The organism is Pedobacter ginsengisoli, from assembly GCF_030244015.1.
GTDB classification, from domain to species: Bacteria; Bacteroidota; Bacteroidia; order Sphingobacteriales; family Sphingobacteriaceae; genus Pedobacter; species Pedobacter ginsengisoli.
The window spans coordinates 544,889-567,327 of sequence record NZ_JASSYX010000002.1 but is presented as its reverse complement, the minus strand read 5'-3'; the positions used below and the strand labels follow the sequence as shown (position 1 = coordinate 567,327).

Genomic DNA, 22,439 nt, shown 5'->3' with positions numbered 1-22,439 from the left:
CAGATGGGTACCGGAACTAAAGACCACGCACAATTATCTGATGTTTTTAACGAAGATGAAGCACGTGTAAACTGGCACGATGAAACCCTGTGGTTTGTCCGTGCCAAACGTGATAAGGCTGCACACAACATTCCTGAATGGGAAATGCTCAGAGAAATCGCCTCACAGATCAAGGACAATGTACTGTCAGACCTGCACAGCTACCTTTTGGAGTTTGAAGCCAATGCGCAGGAAAATGGCATCACCGTACACTGGGCCGCCGATGGTGAAGAGCACAACCGCATTGTCCGCCAGATCCTCAAAGAAAACGGTGTTGACCGGATCGTGAAAAGCAAATCTATGCTGACTGAAGAATGCCACCTCAATGAATACCTGCAACAGCACGACATAGAAGTCATTGATACGGATCTGGGCGAGCGGATCGTGCAGCTTGCAGAAGAGCCGCCGAGCCATATCGTACTGCCCTGCATCCATAAAAAGAAAGAAGAAATAGGTGAACTCTTTCACGAGCACCTGGGAACACCGGAAGGGATGTCCGATCCGGTATTTCTGACCGCCGCCGCACGTGTCCATCTTAGAGAAAAATTCATTACACGCAGGGCGGCCATTACCGGGGTGAACTTTGCAGTAGCCGAAACGGGGGAATTTGTGGTATGCACCAATGAGGGCAATGCCGATATGGGCGCACACCTCGCTGATGTGCACATAGCCTGCATGGGAATAGAAAAACTGGTACCCCAGCGCAAGCACCTTTCCGTGTTCCTCAGGCTGCTCGCACGCAGTGCCACCGGGCAGCCGATCACGACCTACTCGAGCCATTTTAAAAAACCAAGGCCCAGACAGACCATGCACATTGTACTGGTAGACAATGGACGGACCAAACAGCTTGGCCGGCCGGATTTCAGGAATTCACTGAAATGCATCCGTTGCGGGGCCTGTATGAACACCTGCCCGGTTTACCGCCGCAGCGGCGGGCACAGTTACCATACCGCCATAGCCGGGCCAATCGGCTCTATCCTGGCGCCCAACCTGGACATGAAGCAATATGCTGACCTCCCTTTTGCCTCTACCCTTTGCGGATCCTGCACCAATGTATGCCCGGTAAAGATCAACATCCATGAACAGTTGTATAAATGGCGGCAGGTGATTGTAAAAGAAGGCCATGCCGACCCTGCGAAAAGCATCGCCATGAAAGCCATGGAATTCACATTATCCAGCCCTTCAGTCTATAAAATAGCAGGTAAAACAGGCAGAATGGTAATGAAATACGCTCCTTTTATGGTAAACAATAAACTCAACCTCTGGTATAACCAACGGGAAATGCCCGAGCCGCCCAAACAATCTTTTGGCGAATGGTACAAGCAGCAGGACTTTTCCAAAGAAAAAACAAACTAGCATGACCAGCAGAGCACAGATACTTGCCCGGGTAAAAGAAAATCAGCCTGAGCTGAAACCCCTCCCGCCGGCTGAACTCATATTGTCGGAGAACTGGGGTAAAACTCCGGACACAGTTCAGCAGCAGCCGGCATCCGCGAATGCCGGTCAGACGTTGCATAACCTGGAACAGTTTCGCAGTGTACTGACCACAATAGGCGGCGCACTGATCGAAGTACCCAGCTACGGGGAGATCCTGGAATATTTAAAAGAACATTACCAGGCGGAACAGCGCATCATTTCGACATTGCCCGAGCTCAGCAGCATTGCTGAACCCGGCTGGGAAAACAACGATCCGCATAGCCTGGAAAATGTAGACCTGGCCATCATCAGCGCACACTTTGGTGTAGCCGAAAATGCAGCGTTATGGATCACCGAAGACCTGATGCAGCAGCGGGTAGCGCCGTTCATCTGTCAGCAACTGGCAGTGGTGGTCAGCAAAAACGAAATACTGGCCACCATGCACGATGCTTATGCCAGAATCGGCGAAGCCGAATATGGCTTTGGCGCCTTTATAGCCGGGCCATCGAAAACAGCGGACATTGAACAATCGCTGGTCCTCGGTGCGCACGGCCCTAAAGGCATGACGGTGTTTTTAATCGGTTAGTACGGAGAACCGGCATTAACCGTCTTAACTGTCATCAACCGTCATTTATCGTCATTGCGAGGCACGAAGCAATCCCATGATGAGATTGCTTCGTCGCGAAAAGCTTCTCGCAATGACGCCATAGTGTACCTTATTTCAAATTAAAATACGCTTCCGCATTGTAATAGCAAATGTCACTTACGATCTGTCCGATCCATTGCTCATCATCGGGCAGCTGGCCGTTTTCCATTTCCGCGCCAAACAAATTGCACAGGATCCTGCGGAAATACTCATGCCGGGAATAAGAAAGGAAACTGCGTGAATCCGTCAGCATCCCCACAAAATTGCTGACGATGCCCATATTGGACAATGCGTTCAGCTGCTGCTCTATCCCATCCTTCTGGTCCAGAAACCACCAGCCCGAGCCAAACTGCATCTTGCCTTTTAGCGAGCCATCCGCAAAATTGCCCACCATGGCCGCAAAAGCAGCATTGTCCGAAGGGTTCAGATTGTATACGATCGTTTTGGTCAGCTGATCTGTCGAACTCAGATTCCCAAAGAAAGCAGACATCCGTTCGATGTGCTTAAAATCACCAATGGAATCATAACCGGTATCCGCGCCGAGTTTGCTGAACATTCCCAGGTTGTTGTTTCTGATGGCACCGAGGTGAAACTGCTGCACCCAACCCTTCTCATGGTACATTTTTGACAGCGCCGTAAGTACATAACCCGCAAAAGCATCCGGATTGGAATATACCGCATCACTGCTCTTCAGGAACGAAGCAAACTCTCTTTTCTCCGCATCGCTCAACTGATAAGACGCAGGTAAAAAAGCCAGGCCATGATCAGCAATACTGCCCTGATGCGCAGCGAAATAATCCACACGGCTTTGGAGAGCCAGGATCAGCGACTCCAGGTCTGTGATCTCCAGGCCCGAAGCGGCCGACAAGCGTTTCATATAATCCCGGAACTGCTGCGTCTTATCGATCATCAGCGCTTTATCCGGCCGGAAAGAAGGCTTTACCTTTACCCCAAAATCACTTGAGCCCAATTGCTTGTGGTATACCAGATCATCACAGGGATCATCAGTCGTCCCTAGCATTTTCACTTTGAAATGGCTGAGCAGACCCTGCGTAGAGAACTCATCTTTAGTCAGCAAAGCATTGCAATGCTCATAGATCTCGGCCGCAGAGGCAGCATTCAGGTAAGAATTTACACCAAACGGATCCTTTAATTCCATATGCGTCCAGTGAAATAAAGGATTGCGCACGGTAGCCGGCACTATTTTGGCCCAGGCCATAAATTTATCCTCATCTGAAGCATTCCCGGTGATCAGCTCCTCACTGACACCCAGCGCCCGCTGGCCCCGCCATTTGTAATGGTCTCCCTTCAGCCAGATTTCCGTCAGGTTGGCAAACTTCTTATTCTCCGCTATTTCCTGAGGCGGAAGGTGGTTGTGATAATCAATAATGGGCAGATCCTTTGCATACTCATTAAACAATATCCTGGCTTTTTCAGTGCCCAGCAAAAAATCCTCAGGTATTACAGCTCCGTCTTTCATTTTTATTTCTTTAAATATTCGTTGATGAGGCCAAACTCCAGCCCCCTTAATTCTGCCAGTCCCTTTAACCTGCCTACGGCAGAATAACCCGGATTGGTCTTCTTATGCAGATCGTCCAGCATCTGGTGCCCATGATCCGGCCGCATCGGGATGCTGACCTTCCGCTCCTGCTGTATTTCCAGGATTTGTTTCACTACCCCGTACATGTCCACATCCCCCTCCAGGTGATTGTCTTCATAAAAGTCACCCTGAGCATTCCTGCGCGTACTCCTGAGGTGGATAAAGTGGATCCTGTCCGCAAACAACCTTACCATAGCCACCAGGTCATTGTCGGCCCTTACGCCAAACGAGCCGGTACAAAAGCAAAGGCCATTGCTTAAAGAAGGCACTGCCGAAAACAGCTTTTGCAGCAGTTCAGCAGTACTCACTACCCTTGGCAGACCAAAGATCGGATATGGCGGATCATCCGGATGGATCGCCAGCTTCAGCCCCGCTTCATCGGCAACAGGTACGATCTGTGAAAGAAAAGAGATCAGATTGGCCGACAGCCGTTCCGCATCTATGCCTTCATATTTGTCCAATGCCTGCTGGAACTGCTCCAGGGAGAAGCTCTCCTCACTGCCCGGCAGTCCGGCGATGATGTTTTTCTGAAGTACAGCACGTTCTCCGGCAGACATCTGATCAAACCGCGCTTTGCCGGCAGCCAGTTCCTCCGCAGAATAATCCGCTGCCGCATCAGGCCTTTGCAGCATGTGCACATCAAACGCCACCAGGGCCGCCTTTTCAAATTTCAGCGCCTTAGCCCCATTTTCCAGTTCAAAAGCCAGGTTGGTACGTGTCCAGTCCAGCACCGGCATAAAATTGTAGGTGACCACAGAAATTCCGCATTGCGCCAGGTTTCGCAGGGAAACCTTATAATGGTCAATATAGGTTTCAAATCCGGCAGAGCGGGTCTTGATGGCCTCATGGACGGGCACACTTTCTACCACGTCCCAATTCAGTCCGGCCGCTGTGATCAGCGCCTTGTGCCTGGTGATCTCCTCAACAGTCCACACTTCCCCGTTGGGAATATGGTGAAGCGCAGTCACTACTCCAGTACATCCAGCCTGCCTGATATCAGACAAACTCACCGGATCTTTAGGCCCAAACCAGCGCATGGTCTGTTCCATTCGATATATCGTATTGTTCTCGTTCATAAATATTTAATCGACTTAAATATATAGCTTGTCAACAACAAAAGGGGCATCACCTGCCCCTTTTATTATCGAAAACGTTTGCGCAGGACCTAGCCCTTTCAGGGCCGTCCCGCATTAAAAATATTGCTACTCAACCTTGTAACGGTATACCTGTCTGCCCAGCACGCCGGAAGCATTCATCCCTTCAACGACCACACGGTAAGAACCCTTGCTGTCGGCATTGAAAAACTCAAATCTGCCCTTGCCACTTTGAGAGATCAGTCCCGGATTCCAGTAAATCGTAGTCCTCAGATCGGAAAGTTTAGGATCGGTGTCGTTATTGTTGTATTTCGGTGAATAAAACGCCCTGGCCACATCAAAGCCCTGCGGAGCGTAATGTTTTATGGAGAAGTCGTTGCTCGTACGGTAATTACCAAATTTAGTGGTGATCACCAATGCCGGACCGCCCACCATATTGATCAGCGCCTGGTTTGTACGCACCACGTCTACTTTTACAATGTCAGACGGATCGGCCTCATAAAGCGCCAGGTTCTGGCAGACATTCAATTTACTTCCATTGAGGATAATGGTGAGCCTTTCGCCCCTGGACATTGGCACAGGCATCATACCGCACTCCTGGGTATCCTGCATAGGGAAAGTAACATTGGTCAGCCTCAAGGTCAGAAACTCCAGCACATCTTTAAAACTGTCCCGCGGATCTGGTTTTAAAGTGAAATCAGCATGCCCTTCGGGGATATTGTAACTGCTCGTGCTTTTCACTGCCCAGCGTTTACGCGCCTTGATCACCACCTCTTTCAACTGCTGGGTACGGCCCATCATGCCCCGTTTCAGCATATCATTCTCCTGCTGGCGGCTGTTTTCCAGCGCGGCTGCCATGAGCTGTCTTGAATCATTTTCAATATCCCCGATATTCGGATTGGGCGTAGGCAGCTGACTGCTGACCTTATCCACCTTCAGTTCCACTTTATTGCTGCCTTTTTCATTTCTGCCCTGCAGGGTCATGCCCATTCCCTTCATGATGATCAGGTTGCTGAACTTAAAATTGCCCTGGGCATCCGTCACCGTATCAAGCGGCTTGCCGCCCGCTTTGTTGCTCAATAGGATGATCGAGCCACCGGCTACTGGTTTCTCGCTCAGGGTCAGTAATTTACCCGTAATAGTGGTTCCAACTTTTTCCGGTTTATGTACAGGAACGAATGGCTTGCCCGAAGTCAGCTCTTTCCAGGTAAACCTCCTGTATCCCTGGGTCAGCATCAGGATATCGAGATTGCCCCGGGTTTCCTCACTGGAATTGTGAAAATAGTAATTTGGGTTTTCGATATAGCCCTTAAGGTCTGAACTCAGCAACAATTGTGAGAAGATTGTATTTTCTTTAGTTTCGTCAACCGGAATCGCAGTTTCATTGATCACAGACACCGAAAAGCTACCCGTAACCGGTTGCCCCTTAGCATCTTTAGCATCCAGGTCTATGCCAATTTTTTCCCGTGCCGCATAAGTCTGTTTTGCACTGCTCAGCATCAGGTCCATCTGGTCATTGCGCTGCAGGAAAATGATCCGCTCGTTGATTGGCACACCTGCTGCAGAAAACAACGTAAACTGCATGATCCCCGAAGGAAAATCCTTTGCCGGTACCGGAATAGAAACCATTGGCCGGGCCACACTGATCTGGCTGCCAAAATAAACAACCCCGCCCATCTGCGCTACCAGGCCTACAGTCTGTTCACCGCCTTTCAGCGTCTCTTCACCCGTACGTATCCTGACCAGAACCGTATCTGACTCCGTATTGTATACACTCAGCACGTACCCGGTTTCCGAAGCCACAGGCAGTTTGACCGTACTTTCAGATCCGTCGACGTAAGTCACTTTTGCCTGATAAGTCTTGCCGCTTTCCGGCATCAGCTGGAAAAAGCCCATACCCAGGTGCGTACTTTCAAATTCAGCAACCTGTGCATTGGTATTGTCAGTCACTACACCTTTTACCGCAACACCGGTTCCTTCCGTACCTATCGCCTTAAATGCCACCTTGGTCCGCACCCCGTTGACCATGTGCCCGCTCTCCGGGAAGAACTGAATGTCAGACTGGGTAGCGACAGATTTTATGAGAAAACTCTTGGTTACCATTTCTTTGTCCTTGGCTTCCAGCTTGGTCACCAGGTAGGCACCGATGTATTTACCTTCTTTATTTGGCTTGAGCGCGACACGCAGCTCGCCTTTCGCATCGGTCTCTCCCTTTCCGCTCATGATCAGCATGCTGTTTTCCAGCAACTCAAAATTGACCTTCTTGCTGCCATATGGCTCGCCCTTCTCGTCAGTATAAAGGATAACCGCTGTGACAGGAGCCTTCGGGTCTTTTGTGTATTCATATTTGACCGATGAGAAGACCGGGTTGCTGATCGAGTTTCCGACCTTGATCACCTTGTCATAAAAATATTCGGGACCTGCATTGCGCATCCACTGGGTATAGGCCCGGACCCGGTAATTGCCATCATTCATAGACGAATCGGCAAGCACAAAGTCACCATTGGCCATACCGGCCGATAAAGGAAGTTTTAAGGAAGCCGCGGTGGAATCTTTTTCATTGATCAGGTCTACGTACACCGCCCCGCTCAGCATACTCAGCTGATGTTTGGCACCCAGGGTAACATAGGCCTTAAACCATATGGTATCGCCTACCAGGTAGTACGGCCGGTCGGTGTGCAGGTATACTTTTTCCTGGGGATTGGTGCTCGCCCATTTTTCAAGAGCGGCAATTATTTTTTCAAAAGGGTCGTCTTCTTTTGATGTGAAAGCGAAGATTCCCGCAAGGGTCAGCATTGCCAGACCTGCTACTGCGGCCTTTGAACGCAAAGACTGCTGAGATCGCATAAAGCGTTTGGCACATTGAGAGCGTTTTAAGTTCATATTTGTTTGTTTTGGTTTTTTAATCAAGTAAATATATTAAAATTATTGAAGCTTGTAACAGATTTTCTTATTTATGAAATTATTACCCATATTACAGTGGTCCTGATTTCTTCCGACTCCGCCCCCTAATTTCTTAAGGTTTGCTTAAGGGTTAATTAAGGGTTGGTTAAGATACAGCTTAATCAACTCTTTGACAATTCACTACTTAAGACATCCTTTTTCCATTGTAAAAATCAGCGGGGATACGGAAGGATATAGGACCGATTGCTTGTCAGTCAGAAAATAAGCTGCTGAATGTGAGATATGGTCGAAATTTGGTACATTTAAGCAGTTGATCAAAATGTAAGATGCAGTTGATCAAAATATAAGATGAACAGACGTTGTTTTATCAGCCTGTCGCTCCTTTCGGGAGTGTATGCTGCATTCCCTTCCCGCATCCTTGCTTATGGGCATGCATCAGGCTCCGGCCCGGCCCGCGGAGCGGAAGAGGGCTATCTCATTAGCGTAACCGGAAAAATGAAGCTGGCCGGTGCGGGGGTCTTTCTGCCGCATGAGCATACTTTTACAGACTTTATTGGTGCTGAAAAGGTGGTCCAGCCTCAGTATGACCGCAAAAAGGCTCTTGAATTCATACTGCCTCATCTTAAAAGGCTAAAGGCAAGCGGGGTAAGCACGCTGGCAGAGTGCACACCGGCTTATATCGGCAGAGATGCTGTTTTATTGAAACAGCTTTCCCGCGGCAGCGGAATCCACATCATCACCAATACGGGTTACTATGCGGCGGTAGATTTCAAATACCTGCCTGCACATGTCCATACTGAAAGTGCTGAACAGCTGGCGGCAAGATGGATCAGAGAGTGGGAATACGGAATAGAAGACACAGGCATCAGGCCCGGATTCATCAAGCTCGGTGTCGGAAATGCACCCTTGAAATCTTTGGAAAAGAAACTGATCAGTGCGGCGGCAGTCACTCACCTGAAAAGCGGGTTAAAGATTGCGATCCATACTGGCAATGGGGAGGCTGTCGCTGAGGAGGCCGGATTGCTGGCGGCTCTGGGTGTAGATCCCGGTGCAATGATCTGGGTGCATGCCCAAAATGACGATGACGGCGAATATCATACCGACCTGGCCCGGAAAGGCTGCTGGATCAGCCTGGACGGTTTTAACGGGTCTGAGAGGGCGGTAGCGAAATATACCGGGTACCTGAGGGCATTTAAAGCGGCCGGACTGCTCAATAAAGTGCTGATCTCTCAGGATGAAGGATTTGCAGTGGTCCAAAACGGTTCGGGTTTTGAGCTTTTCAATAAGGAAAACACCAGTCCTTATACTTCAGTATTGAACAAACTTAAGCCGGCACTGAGAAACGGGGGTTTTTCAGACCGGGAGCTTCATCAGATTATGGTCAGCAATCCGGCTGATGCATTTACAATACAGCGGAAACCTCTGAGCATGTAATTTTGGGCGCAATCAGAATTTAATTCCGGCAGCTGGCAATTTTCGTTTTTACGTGAAATTATATTTCAAAATACTTGCATATCCCAAAATAATAAGCTCTATTTGTAACACAGACTCTCATCCCTAGTCTCTAATATAGGACCTAAATAATATTTAATATTTATTTATTTAAACAGTAACCATTGGTTATATGAGCAGCCATATTTTGGATCAGACGGATCGTGACATCATTTCTCTTTTGCAGCAGGACGCCAGACTGAGCAGCAAGGAAATCGCAGCTAAATTACGCAAGCGGCCGACAACAATTTTTGCACGCTTTAATAAACTGAAGGCACTCGGCTACCTCAAAGGCAGCATCATGCTGATTGACCGTGAGAAAGTAGGTATGCTAATGGCTGTATTCATTAATATCCAGCTCAATGACCATCATGCTGAGGCTTTATATGAATTTCAACGTGATATAAAGGCCTATTCTGAAGTAATGGAATGTTACCACACTACCGGACAGGTTGATTTTGTCATTAAAGTGGTGGTACAGGACATGCTGGCATACAAGGATTTCCTGGTACAGAACTTATCTAAAATGCAGAATGTTAAGGCCTATACCAGTCACTTCGTGATCAATGAAATCAAAAGGGAACTGGCCTATCCACTGGATAATCTGGTCTGAAAAAGTCAGTCGGGAAGTTAAAGTCTGCGATAAACTTATCATAGGGTATTTTAGACTTTTAAGTATGACCAGTTCAGCTGAGAAAGCTCTCCCGGCTACATCCGGAGATATCGGCGAAACTACCTTTTCCGCTTTTTTAACAGACTGTGTTTTGCTTCCGTCAGGGCATATACTTGCTTTGGCTCCTGCCCCTGGTTTAAAGCCGCGGATAATCTGCCTTGGGCTGTATCTATAAATTGCTTATATTTCGTCTCTAAAAACCTCTTCACTCCAGGCTTTGACCTGGTCATAAAACTATGGAAAAACTAAACGACCTGCCAGAGCGGCTGGCCCGCTGCGAAAAGGAAAATGAAGAACTTAAATTCCGTGTTGAAGAACTCAGCGATTTTCTGGAAAATGCTGCTGTGCCGCTGCATTGGGTAGATGGCAATGGCATGATTATCTGGGCAAACCAGGCGGAGCTTGACACGCTGGGTTTTACCATGGAAGAATATATAGGCACTCATATCAGCGCTTTTCATGCTGATCAGGAGACGATCCAGGAGATACTGAACCGTCTGACCAATAATGAAACACTACACAATTTCCCCGCAAAGCTCAGGCGTAAAGATGGAAGTATCAGGCATGTGCTCATCAGTTCCAATGTTTTAAGAAAGGATGGCAAATTTATGCATACCCGCTGTTTTACACGGGATGTGACGCCGATGATACAGGAAGCAGAACGGAAGTCGGACCTTTTAAATGAACTCAAAGAAAGTGAAGCGAGGCTTAAAATGGCGATCAGGTCTACAAACCTCGGCACCTGGGACTGGAACCCGGTAAGCGGTGAACTGTACTGGTCTGATGAATGTAAACAAATCTATGGCCTGCCGCCTGATCAGCCTGTGACTTTCGAGGTGTTTTCTGATTGTATTCATCCGGAGGACCGTGAGCATGTGCAGCAAGCTATACAGAAATCGATAGCCAGGGGCAGTGACGGGAATTATGATATTATCTACAGAATACTGCGGTTTAGTGATGGCCTGACCAGATGGATCAAGGTGCAGGGCATGGTAAGTTTTGACGATGAGGGCGAGGCCAAAAGATTTACCGGAACTGTCCTGGACATCACAGACCGCAAAGAAGCTGAAGAAAAAAGTGCCTGGCTGGCCGCTATTATTAACTCCACAGATGACGCAATCGTCAGTAAAACCCTGGAAAGCATCATTACCAGCTGGAATGCTTCGGCGGAAAGAACTTTTGGCTATACTGCTGAGGAAATGATCGGACAGTCCATATTGAAGCTGATCCCGGCAGACCGGCAGGACGAGGAGCCTCGGATCCTTTCGAGACTGAGAAAAGGTGAGCGCGTGGAGCACTTCGAAACAAGGAGGGTCAGAAAGGACGGCAGTTTACTGGACGTATCCCTCACCATTTCGCCTGTTAAGGATGAGCTCGGAAATATTATCGGCCTGTCGAAAATAGCAAGGGACATCACTGAAAAAAAGCAGGAGGAACAGCGCAAGCATGATTTTGTGGCAATGGTGAGCCATGAGCTGAAAACACCGCTGACCTCGATCATCTCTTACCTCCAGGTGCTGATGGCCAGATCAATAAAAGAAGGAAACGAGTTTACCGCTTCTGCATTGGCCAGGACAGAGACGCAGGCCAAAAAAATGAAAACGATGATCCAGGATTTCCTGAACCTGGCCAGACTGGAAGAAGGAAAGATCCTGATCTACAAGGAGGCTTTTGAATTACATCCCCTGATGAAAGAAGTCGCGGAAGATGCTCAGTTCCAGACTGCAAAACATAAGATCGTACTGCAGGACTGTGATGAAATCATTGTTAATGCAGATAAGGATAAGATAGGTCATGTCCTGATGAACTTACTGAGCAACGCCATTAAATATTCTCCTGAAGGCGGCAACATCACAATCGGCTGTGTCGTGATGGAGGGAAAAGTAAAGATTTACGTTACTGATGAAGGCGTGGGCATCGGTCAGGCCGATCAGAAAAGGTTGTTTGAGCGTTTCTATAGGGTAAATAGTGATAAGCTAAAGTCTATCTCAGGTTTCGGCATCGGATTATTCCTGGTCTCGGAGATCCTGCGTTACCACAACAGTAAGATCGAAGTAGAAAGTAAGGAGGGTGCCGGATCGACCTTTTACTTCTACCTCGACCTGTAAAAAATCAGCTCAGCACTTCATCGATCATACCAAATTTCTGTGCTTCCGGTGCGGTCATCCAGTAGTCACGTCCTGCGAGGTCAGTGATCTTATCATAGTCTTGTCCGCTATGTCTGGCAATGATCTGGTAGAGTTCTTTCTGGATTTTAAGCACTTCTCTGATGCTGATGTCCATGTCTGCGGCTGTTCCCTGTGTCCCGCCGGATGTCTGGTGGATCATCACCCTGGAATGTTGAAGTGCCGAGCGTTTGCCGGGTGATCCGGCACATAAAAGCACCGAGGCCATAGACAAAGCAACTCCGGTACAAATGGTAGCTACATCCGGGGAGATGTATTGCATGGTGTCGTAAATACCCAGCCCTGCGTAAACTGAGCCGCCCGGCGAATTGATGTACAGCTGTATGTCCCTGGCAGAGTCTGCCGACTGCAGGAAAAGCAGCTGCGCCTGGATCACGTTGGCAATCCTGTCGTCTATGGCTTCTCCGATAAAGATCACCCTGTCCATCATCAGGCGTGAAAATACATCCATTTGCGCCACGTTCAGCTGGCGTTCTTCTATGATGTAAGGTGTCATGGCTTTTGGTCCCGGATAGGCTGATGTGCGGGACATGTAATTGTCGAGGTAATTGCTGCTGATCCTGTGGTGCTTTACCGCGTAAAGACGAAATTCATTGTTGTTCATAGGTATCGGTGATTGTTTAAAATTGGACATAGTATTGCCTGTACCTCTTTTAGGGGTATTGACCGGGTTATTAAATTAAATGGGGTTTTTATCTGTTAAACAGCCTCAGGATCTTCTGTCTGAACGACTGATGTGGCGTTGCGGAAGAAAACAGCTTTTGGTGTGCCTGTTCTATTTCTTTTTTGAGCTGCTGTCTTCCGTATAGCTTCACTAAGTGACAGGTCTTCTGCTGCCAGTACATACTTTGCTTTAAATCAGGCTGTAAAATCAGCCTGGCTTCAAACAGTACGCGCTCTTCTGCCGTTGCTTTGCCCAGCAAGTGCGCTTCGATCAGACGGGTGTCATTCAATGATGTCTTCATATTGCAGGGCTCTTTGTCTGACTGTTTCTTTCACTTTTTCCAGGCATTTGAACTTTTGTGCTGTTGCTGATCGTGCTCCCGAAAAGCCAAAGCGTATGGCTAAAGTTTCCATGTCCAGATTTTCATAATAAAATGCGCTCAGCAACCGCATGCATTTTTCTCCTGCCCTGGCCAGCAATCCCAGCAATCTGACGGAGGATACTTCTTCATATGGCGGATCGGCAAGACCTGAGGTTTCATCCAGACTGTCATCCAGCTGATCCAGGGAAACTTCTTTGCTGTTTTCTTTATAACGCTTGTTCCAAAGGTACCTGGCTATACCAAACAGGTAGGCCATTTCTCCTTGTTTCAGCACCAATTTGTCCAGTCTGGTCTTTTCATAATAGATTACCAGTGCATCCTGGAATACATCCTTTGCTTCTTCAAAGCTGCCGCCCATTTTGCTAATGTGCCTGGCAATGGCCGGAAAGGATTCCAGATAAAGCGACATAAACATGGCTTCTCTGTCAGGCTGCTGTTTTTCGTCAACGATCATTGGGTTCATCTTGAGCTTTTATTAATATGTGCCGGTTTTAAACCAAATATCACCAGGAGATTAAAAAATATTGAAATTCTAATTTACGGGTTTGAGCGGGTATAAAAAAACCCAGGAAGCCTTATCGGCCCCGCGGGGTTTTAAATGGCTTTTCAGCCAGCTTATTTCTTAGGAACCAGTTTCAGCAATGTACCTGTTGCGCCTTCGGTCAGCGCATAGATATAGCCATCCGGACCTTCTGTGGCATACCTGAAACGGCCTGTGCCCTGAAACAGCCTTTCTTCGGATTTAAATGCTGTGCCATCAAGGGTAACTTTATTGAGCAGGGAAAATGCGAGTGCGCTGACCAGCAGATTGCCTTTCCATCCCGGGTACTTATCCCCGGTCACAATGCTCAAACCGCATGGACCGATGGAGGGCACCCAATAGTGTTTGGGATTTTCTACTCCCGGCAGTTCTTTGTCTGGTGTCAAGATGGTACCATCATAGTTGATCCCGTAGGATGCCTTAGGCCAGCCATAGTTTTTGCCTTTTTCGATGAGGTTCAGCTCATCTCCGCCTTTAGGCCCGTGTTCCACTGCCCATATCCTGTCATTGACCGCGTCGTAAACCATTCCCTGGGGATTGCGGTGACCGTAGGTCCAAATGGAACCATGTGCACCTTCTTTTCCTACAAAGGGGTTATCTGTCGGTACACGTCCATCGTCAAAAATACGGTGAATTTTGCCATGGTCATTGTCCAGCTCCCAAACCTTTGGCTGTGTTCCTCTTTCGCCCACACTTACAAACAGGTATTTGTCTTTGTCAAAGACCACTCTGCTTCCAAAGTGGAAGTCTGCTTTAAGCGCTGGTTTGGCTTCAAAAATATCCTGCTTGTCAACGATCTGGTTGCCTTTCAGTTTGAACCTGACCACTGCAGTGGAAGCAAGATCGCCTACCGGTTTTGAAAAGGTGATGTAGATCCAGCCATTCTTTTTATAATCGGGATGCAATTTGATGTCCATCAGTCCACCCTGCCCTTTGGCAACTACTTTAGGTACACCTGCAAGTTTTTCCCCTGTAAATTTATTGTTCTTAAACACCAGTATTTCACCGGAGCGATCAGTGATCAGTAAGCGGCCGTCAGGCAGCCAGACCATGCCCCATGGATTTTTCAGGCCATTGCCCTCGTATAGTTTTTCTATCGTAACGTCGGATTTAGCGGCATCCTGTGCCCTGGCCAGGGAAAATGTGAGTCCGGATGCGAGCATCAGGAAGAAGCAAACTCTTTTCATCTTATACATGTATCAATTAATTTCTATTGTGTTATACACCTGCAATTTATCATTAATGTTTTGTAAAAAACATTAATCACATAAATGTTAGATAAAAATCTGTTTGGCGCGGTTGGCATAGCGGCTGGCAAAGGCTTAGAGTTGTATTTTACCATAAGCAGATGCAGGTGTCTGGCTTACGGGGATACTTCCAACATCAGTCCATCCGGATGTAAGTTCTGTAATCGAGTAGTTCACAAAGTTTCTTATCGCACCTAGCTTTTCTTTCTTGATGGAAAATTCAATCACCTTTTTTCCCGATACGGTTTTGATCGCAGAGTAACTGAGTTCATTCGCGAAGCTGCTTACCGGAGAAAAGTTAAACGCTGCAGCGGGCCCCGAATGCACATACATATCTCCCCAGCCACCCACAAAGCTGCCTTCAAATAAGAATTCCGCACCCGATCCTGCCGGATATTGCCAGGTACTGAAACCGGTGGCGGTGTTGTTGTCTGCGTCAAGATACAGGTCCAGGATCTCCATCTTCATGTCCGCTCCTCCTTCCAGGTAAAAATTGAGGTGGGTCGGCGAGGCAAAGGTTTTGATGGCCTGCAAATTTCCTCCGGTACCCGGTGCATTGGTATGTGAATAACTTACGTATTCCCAATCGGTAAAGTCACCATCGATCTTGATATTGGGCCCCACGACACTTACTGTGTCGATGAAGGTACTCGTCAAAGATCCGCTTTTGGCTGTTAAAGAAACCAGGAAATTGCCTTTGCTTTTAAAAATATGCTGCGGGGATTTTTTGTTGGAGCTTTCATTGCTGCCATCACCAAAGTCCCAGACGAATTCGGTTGCGTTTGTCGAGAAATTGGTAAAATTCACTTTATAGCCATCAGCCACATAACTAAATACAGCTTTTGTGCCGCTGCCTTCGTCATCCTTTTTACAGGCACTGCTGGTTAGCAGTGCAATCAGGATGCAATACACTAAAACAATGCTATTTTTCATCTTATATGATTTAATATTCGGTTAATCAATTGATTTTTAAACTTGATTTGAGGTCGTTCATGCCTCCGTTTTCCGTTACCCAGGTACCTGTATTGGCAAGCCTTAACGCATATTCCAGCCGGTCCTTCAGACTTGGGGCCTGATCAGCTATCCTGAGGTAAAGCGAATAATCTCCGGCAGGAATTCCTGCCAGGCTAACGGTCTCATCCAATGTGATCGTCTCTGAAGGTTTGCATTCGCGCAGGTCGCGGGTAACGGGAACCGTGTGGAAAACGCTTGTTGCCTTATTTTTCAGGACCAAACTGATGATCTTTTTATTGTACAGCGGTGCGTACCCGTTATTAATGAGCTGCACGTTCAGCTTTAGGCTGCCACTTGCTGCTGCAGGCAGCACAGCGCTTACCATAGAGAACCGATAGCCAAGGCTGCGCTGAAACTCTTCAAAACATCCTGAGGCTTTCCAGGCATTGATTGTCGGCTGGTAGTAGTCGATGTTGATGTAGCTCCATTTCAGCAATTTCATCTGTGTTCTGCCTTCCAGGCAATTTGGTGAAAACCCCGCCAGAGGAGGGCAGGTTTCGCCGCCTACCGGGACATACAGGGCGTCATTGCTGATGTACTGTTTTTCTGCAACGACGTTGTTATAGGTTCCGTAGTCGTCTGTGCTTGACAAAAAACAATCATTATGGTGTCCTACCCTGGCTATATTTTCGCCGGAATATCCCTGGGCTTTTGTAAGGGCTGCAGTGGTATTAAATACCCCTTGTTTCTGGCCGGGCGTTCTCACTTGTACCATGATCTCCTTTGGCAATACACTGAGCAGCTTTTCCAGAACGAGCTTTTGATTTTGGACCGTTGCTAGCCCGTTGCTGGAGTTGTGCCATTCTCCCCATGCGCCAATAAACCCTGCCTGTACAAATGCGATTACATCTTTGTTGGCTTCAAAAATTGGTTTTAGCTGATCCAGGTGCTGCTGCACAATCTCCAGTGACGCATCTGTTCCGGTCATCTGATCGGTATAGGCAAAACGGATCACCCCTTTTAATCCGGCTGTCCTCAGGTTATCCAGATCTGTCTGGATCAGGCTCAGCTCCGGTGCATCCAGGGGCTTGTCTTTATAGGAATTAAAATAGAACACCCGAACGACAAGTGAAATGTTCTGCCCGCGCAATGTGTTCAGCTGTGCCAGGCTCATTGGCACGCCTCCGGACTGAACTGTAAATGTCCTGGCAAAACCTCTCTCCGGATTTGGAAACAGCTCTGTGGAGAGTTCATATTTAATCCCCTGTTCGGGCTGCACTTCGGCTTCCTTTGCTTTACTTTTTGAACATGCAAATGCAATACTGAATAACAAAACGGTCCACGTCCCGTTCCTTAGCCATCTGCTAAGACTTTTTTCCTGCTTCATTGCTTTCTTTTATTTTAAGTTTCTGCCCGTTTTAGTTATATCCGGCGTTCTGTATGAATTTGCCTTTTCCTTCAGCAATCCTTGCAGGAGAAAATGGGAACAATACTTTGTAAGGTGCGGTATAGGTCGAATTCTTAACTTCCTGTGTGCGGGACACAAATTTGCCCATCCGGATCAGGTCTGCCCTGTACTGGCCATTTTCACACCAGAACTCATGACTTCTTTCTGTCAGGATCAGGTCGTTAAATGCGGCAAGACTGGTGTAACCAGAAAGTACCTTATCTTCGAGTCCGGCCCTTCTTCGTACCATATTGACCAGATCCATAGCTTCCTGTGTCGGGGCTGACTGGTTTGCCAGCGCTTCCGCTTTAGACAATAAAACATCTGCGTAGCGGTACATGACGATATCCACGGTCGATACACCGGTTGTTCTTGTTGCATCCTGGTTCATTTTCAGCGGGATCGGCCCGAAATTGATGAGCGTCCCCGGGTTAGCCCTGCTGTAAGAAATACCATCTGTCCCGGTGAATTCGGAGATCAGCATGGTTCTCCTTTTATCATTGTCTTCAAATGAATCATAGAAATACCAGGTACTTTGAATGGTCCCAAATCCACCTTTAGGTGAAAATACAGCAGGAAGCACCATCAGCTGCCATTGGTTTTCACTTGTACCGGCATAATCACACGGAATGGCCCAGATCACTTCTTTACTGTTTTTAGCACCTTCAAGATCCCATATCCCCACATAGTCCGGATCAAGGATATACTTGTTGTAGGCGATGATCTCGTTGGCCAGGGTAATTACATTGGCCCATTTCTTCTCGTGAAGGTTCAGCCGGATCAATAGCATTTTAGCCAGCGCTTTATTGAATCTGCCGTATTCTGCCTCGGCCGGACCCGGAAGGTCGGCGGCAGCAGCTACAAGATCGGCAGTGATAAAATCTACAGTCTCCTGGTTCGTTAACCGCGCAAGAGGTTCTTCTTTTAAGGGGTTTTTCAGGAGCTCGAGCGGTGCAATGACAAGCGGGCCATACAGGTCGAATAAGGTATACGCCAGTAGTCCTCTTGCACAGCGTACTTCCGCTATTGCCCTTCTTTTCAAATCATCTCCTACAGTTGAATTCTGAATAAGATCTATCGTGGTCGTCATCCGGCTGATTTTGTTGTTGTAATCGTCGTAATAGTGAGTAAAGGCTGTATTTTCTGGCCTGTAATTGTGTAAAGTAGCAATCTGCTGATCGCCATAAGTGCCATAAAGTGTTTCGGTGGTCGCATCGCTGATGTACATCACCCCTTTTTCGGAAGTAGAAAAAATGCCGTCGCTATACGACCCTCGAACAGGATGGTAAGCGGCATTTACCATAGCCTCTAAATCTGCTGCGCTTTTAGGAAAAATACTTGGATTGATCTCTGAATAGTCCAGAGGTACCAGGTCTTTGGTGCAGCTACCCAGTAGCAGCACTATTGACAGGAATAATAATGTTTTTCTTTTCATTTTTATGTCTTTTAATCGTGCTGCTAAAATGTGAAGTTCAGACCAGCCGTAAAGGTGCGGATGTTGGGATAAGCTGCTGTGTAAGAATCGGTTTCAGGGTCTACTCCTTTGTAGGGTGTAATGACAAAAAGATTTTGCGCATCAACATGTGCCCTGATAGATGAGAAAGCCCCTCTGGTCCATCTGGTAGGCAAATTATAGCCAAGCGAAACGTTCTGCAGCCTTACAAACCAGGCTTCCTGCGTGAAGAAGTCTCCTACACCATATGGAGAAAATCCCCAGAAAGAACTGGGTGTTGTCGTGGATGGGTTTTGCGGTGTCCATCTGTCTCTCACTGTTCTGAGTGCGTTGTAACCGTTTGAGTAAACACCGTATGCACTAAAGCCGTAGGTGACGTAGTTAGGATCTGCCATTGAGCGGCCAAACAAACCATTAAAATCAAAATTAAGACTGAATCTCTTGTAAGAAAGGATATTGGTGATGCCGGCCATCATACTCGGGTCAGATGTACCAACCAGCCTGGTATCGGCATCGTCAATGATTCCATCAGGAGTACCTGTCCTTAAGAACCGGCCGTTTGCATCCACTGCCGGATTGTTATTGGCATCCCTTACATATCCGTTGATGTCTTTTATCTTGATCATCCCCGGCTTCAATTCTGGCTGCGACACGGGTACTGTTTCGCCGATCTGCAAGATCCCATCAGAAACCCTGCTGTATACCGCCCGGATTGGATCGGTATCGCTTTGATAAACCCGCGGCTTCCAGTCCGGTGCTCTTTCTTTCCAGTTGTCTTTGTATCTGGAGATATTAAAGGTTGTTTTCCATTGAAAATTATTTGTCCTGATGTTTCGGGTTGTAATGCTAAATTCAAATCCTTTACTCCTGGTGGTACCAACATTATAAATGACACTGTTAACGTCGTGATAAGAGTTCAGGTCTTTATAAGCCAAAAGATCCGACACCTCATTATTAAACAACTCAAATGATCCTTCAACTTTGCCATCTAAAATGGAATAATCAATACCAAAGTTTGCACCGGTAGTAGTTTCCCATTTCAGATCAGGATTTTCAAGTCTGGAAAGCGATACGCCTATTAAACGTTGATCATCGCCAGACAACCAGGCCGGATAGGTACCGTAAGCAGCAAATGCATCGGTATTGATACTCGCCTTACCGGTTTGCCCATAGCCTAACCTGATTTTAAATTGGGAAACTACATTTTTAAGCCCTTTAAAGAACGGCTCTTCCGCAACGTTCCATGCCACAGCAGCCGATGGGAAAGTACCCCATTTGTTGTTTACAGCAAACACACTCGATCCATCTGTACGGGTAGTGAAGGTAAACAGATACCTGCCTTTGTAGTTGTAGTTCAGTCTGCCAAAGTAAGAAGCAATCATCACTTCACTGGAAGATGAACCTGGTGCTAACGGATTGGTACCTGCACCCAAATTATTCCAAAGAAATGCATCTGTAATATATCCCGTGCTTGAACTGTTACTAAACCTTTTAATGGTCTTCTGTTGAGATACACCGGCAAGCACCTCAAACTTATGATCGGTGCCTAGTGTTTTTGTATAGTTGGCCGTAGCTTCCAGCAGGTAATCATCATTATCTGCACTTCCTATATAGGCTCTCCCGCCTTCCAAAGCTCCGGCTAATGTTGTATTGGGTATATAGCTTTGTCTTTTGGTCAGTCCCCTGTCCATACCAGCTTTTAGCCTTACTACCAGCCCCTGAAGTGGTGTAATGTCAACAAACGAGTTCAACAGCATACGTTCAATCCTTCCCTTGTCTGAAATGGTCAACAAAGAATAAGGATTGGGCTGCAGTGCCAATTGCGGATTGAGCGGATAATTGCCATCTTCATCGATGGCCTGTATATGCGGTCCCTGTTGGATGGCTGCCCTGATGATACCTGAGTTTTCAAACTGCTCTCCGCCAAGCTGACTGTTGTTGTTGTCTATCCTGCTGGTAGTGAGGTTTACACCCAGTTTAATGTATTTACTGATCTCCTGATCCACATTGGCCCTTAGGGAGAATCTTTTAAAACCTGAATTTTTAATAATGCCATCCTGGTCGTAATAATTACCGGAAAGCAGGTATTTGGTAGTTCTGGAACCTCCTGAGGTTGACAGGTTGTGTTGCTGGGTAAATCCGTTACGCGTTACCAGCTCCAGCCAGTCTGTTCCCTTGCCAACATTGTTAATGGCGTTTTGAGTATATAAATTCTTGTATAAGCCATTTACCGGATTCGCCAGTGCATCAGCTAAGGTCCTGGTGCCATAGGGGATTACGCCATTGTCAAACTCCCATTGCTCTTTGCCTGCTTCATTTCTTACCTGCATCCATTCATTTAAAGGGAGTACATCAAATGAATCATTGTATTGCTGTATGGTGAAGTTGTTTGAATAATCTACTTTGGTTTTCCCCTCAGCACCTCTTTTGGTGGTAATCAGGATTACGCCATTAGCGGCACGTGAGCCATAAATAGCGGTTGAGCTGGCATCTTTCAGCACCTCAATGGACTCAATGTCGTTCGGGTTAAAAGAATTCAGGATACTCTGAGAACCTGGTCTGTATTTGTTAGTAGCTTCATCTGGTTGCTGTAAATCTGATATTGGAAACCCGTCGACAACATACAGTGGCATATTACCGGTTTGATCCGATCCAAATCCCCTTACCTGGATATCTACTCCGCCACCCGGCTGGGCACTGTTCTGCCGGATCGTTAGACCTGCCACCTTACCTTTCAGCATATTTCCAATCTCCGGACCTGAAGATATGACAAGGTCCTCTGTCTTGACAGAGGATACCGCACCGGTCAGGTCTCTTTTCTTTTGTGTACCGTAACCGATCACCACTACCTCATCCAATCCTGAACTGAATTCTTCCAAAGTAACGTTGATGATGGCCTGAGCACCCACCGTGATCTCCTGGCCGATGAAACCGAGCATTCTGAAGACCAGGATCTCTCCCTGGTCTGCGCTGATCGCAAATTTTCCATCTGTATTGGTTGAGGTCGCTGCGCTACGGTTCTTAACGGTAACGGTTACTCCCGGTATTGGTGCCCCGTTCTTATCGGTAACACGACCCGTTACATCAATATAGACGAGCCGGCCGGCCGGCCCACCCATAAAAAGGGGTATTGCTTTTTTTTGAAGAATGATTGTCAGGCCCTTCACGGCATAGGTCAGCGCCTGGTTCCTTAAAGCTGCATTCATAGCTTCGTCTACAGAGACCTGCTTTATGCTTAAAGTGATCAATGGTTTGTCCTTCAAGAGGTCTACATCATACAAAATGTCATAACCGGATTGCGAGTGGATTTGCTTAAAAGCCTCCTCCAGGGAAATGTTTTTTTGGTTTATACTTACCTTCTGTGCAAAGGAGGAAGCACTTGCCTGTACAATACTAACGATCAATAGAATAGTAGTTATCTTCATCGCTAAACCTATATTTAGCTCCCTGAGGTATCTCCTTACGCCTCCTGCCGGACGATAATTCCCCACCACAAGGAACAGTTGTTTGCTGCCCGAAGGCATACAAAAAATTTTAGTAAAATTTCTATACATTTGTTTACTGGGTTAGACTGTGATGTGCTTTTTATCTTCCAGGACGTGAGGCACACACAGTGATTAAAATTGTGTTCATACATAGTTTCAGCCACCTGGTATAAACAGGGGTGTTTCAACCATCCCTGTTTTTTTTTGCTGATTCGCG

The 22,439-nt window shown here is 47.2% G+C and carries 16 protein-coding genes; 5 read left to right on the top strand and 11 right to left on the bottom strand.

What is annotated here, in order from left to right:
* Positions 1-3: 3 nt before the first annotated feature.
* Entirely contained in the window at positions 4-1,395 is a 1,392-nt protein-coding gene (locus tag QEP08_RS09535; RefSeq protein WP_285057491.1) for a lactate utilization protein B, read from the top strand.
* A 1-nt stretch (position 1,396) separates the two neighbouring features.
* Positions 1,397-2,041, top strand: a complete 645-nt coding sequence (locus QEP08_RS09530; RefSeq protein ID WP_285057490.1) for a LutC/YkgG family protein — start codon at positions 1,397-1,399, stop codon at positions 2,039-2,041.
* 130 nt (positions 2,042-2,171) lie between these two features.
* Here the strand turns inward: QEP08_RS09530 and uxaC are convergent, their stop codons facing one another.
* From uxaC to QEP08_RS09515, 3 genes are all read right to left on the bottom strand, one after another.
* Positions 2,172-3,581 carry a glucuronate isomerase gene (uxaC, locus tag QEP08_RS09525; RefSeq protein ID WP_285057489.1) on the bottom strand — a complete coding sequence of 470 codons (1,410 nt, stop codon included), beginning with the start codon at positions 3,579-3,581 and terminating at the stop codon, positions 2,172-2,174.
* A gap of 2 nt (positions 3,582-3,583) precedes the next feature.
* A complete protein-coding gene (gene uxuA, locus QEP08_RS09520) occupies positions 3,584-4,777 on the bottom strand; it encodes a mannonate dehydratase (RefSeq protein WP_285057488.1) in 1,194 nt (397 codons plus the stop codon).
* 126 nt (positions 4,778-4,903) lie between these two features.
* Entirely contained in the window at positions 4,904-7,678 is a 2,775-nt protein-coding gene (locus QEP08_RS09515) for a carboxypeptidase-like regulatory domain-containing protein (protein ID WP_285057487.1), read from the bottom strand.
* 369 nt (positions 7,679-8,047) lie between these two features.
* On the opposite strand from QEP08_RS09515, the gene QEP08_RS09510 reads away from it, so the two are divergent.
* From QEP08_RS09510 to QEP08_RS09500, 3 genes are all read left to right on the top strand, one after another.
* Positions 8,048-9,133, top strand: coding sequence for a phosphotriesterase family protein (locus tag QEP08_RS09510; RefSeq protein ID WP_285057486.1), 1,086 nt, complete (start codon positions 8,048-8,050; stop codon positions 9,131-9,133).
* Positions 9,134-9,323: 190 nt separating this feature from the next.
* Entirely contained in the window at positions 9,324-9,803 is a 480-nt protein-coding gene (locus QEP08_RS09505) for an Lrp/AsnC family transcriptional regulator (protein ID WP_285057485.1), read from the top strand.
* Between the two features lie 296 nt (positions 9,804-10,099).
* The gene (locus tag QEP08_RS09500) at positions 10,100-11,971 is read left to right on the top strand and encodes a PAS domain S-box protein (protein WP_285057484.1); all 1,872 of its coding nucleotides are present in this window, start codon (positions 10,100-10,102) and stop codon (positions 11,969-11,971) included.
* 4 nt (positions 11,972-11,975) lie between these two features.
* On the opposite strand, the gene QEP08_RS09495 is transcribed toward QEP08_RS09500, so the two are convergent.
* The 8 genes from QEP08_RS09495 to QEP08_RS09460 form a co-directional block, all read right to left on the bottom strand.
* The gene (locus tag QEP08_RS09495; protein WP_285058360.1) at positions 11,976-12,659 is read right to left on the bottom strand and encodes an ATP-dependent Clp protease proteolytic subunit; all 684 of its coding nucleotides are present in this window, start codon (positions 12,657-12,659) and stop codon (positions 11,976-11,978) included.
* A gap of 82 nt (positions 12,660-12,741) precedes the next feature.
* Positions 12,742-13,014 carry a hypothetical protein gene (locus QEP08_RS09490; protein ID WP_285057483.1) on the bottom strand — a complete coding sequence of 91 codons (273 nt, stop codon included), beginning with the start codon at positions 13,012-13,014 and terminating at the stop codon, positions 12,742-12,744.
* Positions 12,995-13,558, bottom strand: a complete 564-nt coding sequence (locus QEP08_RS09485; RefSeq protein WP_285057482.1) for an RNA polymerase sigma factor — start codon at positions 13,556-13,558, stop codon at positions 12,995-12,997. Before QEP08_RS09485 ends, QEP08_RS09490 begins: the two co-directional genes overlap by 20 nt.
* A 152-nt stretch (positions 13,559-13,710) precedes the next feature.
* Positions 13,711-14,823 carry a PQQ-dependent sugar dehydrogenase gene (locus QEP08_RS09480; RefSeq protein ID WP_285057481.1) on the bottom strand — a complete coding sequence of 371 codons (1,113 nt, stop codon included), beginning with the start codon at positions 14,821-14,823 and terminating at the stop codon, positions 13,711-13,713.
* Positions 14,824-14,958: 135 nt separating this feature from the next.
* On the bottom strand, positions 14,959-15,816 hold the full coding sequence (locus tag QEP08_RS09475; protein ID WP_285057480.1) for a PKD domain-containing protein: 858 nt from the start codon (positions 15,814-15,816) through the stop codon (positions 14,959-14,961).
* A gap of 25 nt (positions 15,817-15,841) precedes the next feature.
* The gene (locus QEP08_RS09470; protein WP_285057479.1) at positions 15,842-17,224 is read right to left on the bottom strand and encodes a DUF4832 domain-containing protein; all 1,383 of its coding nucleotides are present in this window, start codon (positions 17,222-17,224) and stop codon (positions 15,842-15,844) included.
* 31 nt (positions 17,225-17,255) lie between these two features.
* Positions 17,256-18,719, bottom strand: a complete 1,464-nt coding sequence (locus tag QEP08_RS09465; protein ID WP_285057478.1) for a RagB/SusD family nutrient uptake outer membrane protein — start codon at positions 18,717-18,719, stop codon at positions 17,256-17,258.
* Positions 18,720-18,742: 23 nt separating this feature from the next.
* Positions 18,743-22,261 (bottom strand): TonB-dependent receptor, encoded by a 3,519-nt coding sequence (locus QEP08_RS09460; protein WP_285057477.1) that lies wholly within the window; start codon positions 22,259-22,261, stop codon positions 18,743-18,745.
* Between the last annotated feature and the right edge of the window lie 178 nt (positions 22,262-22,439).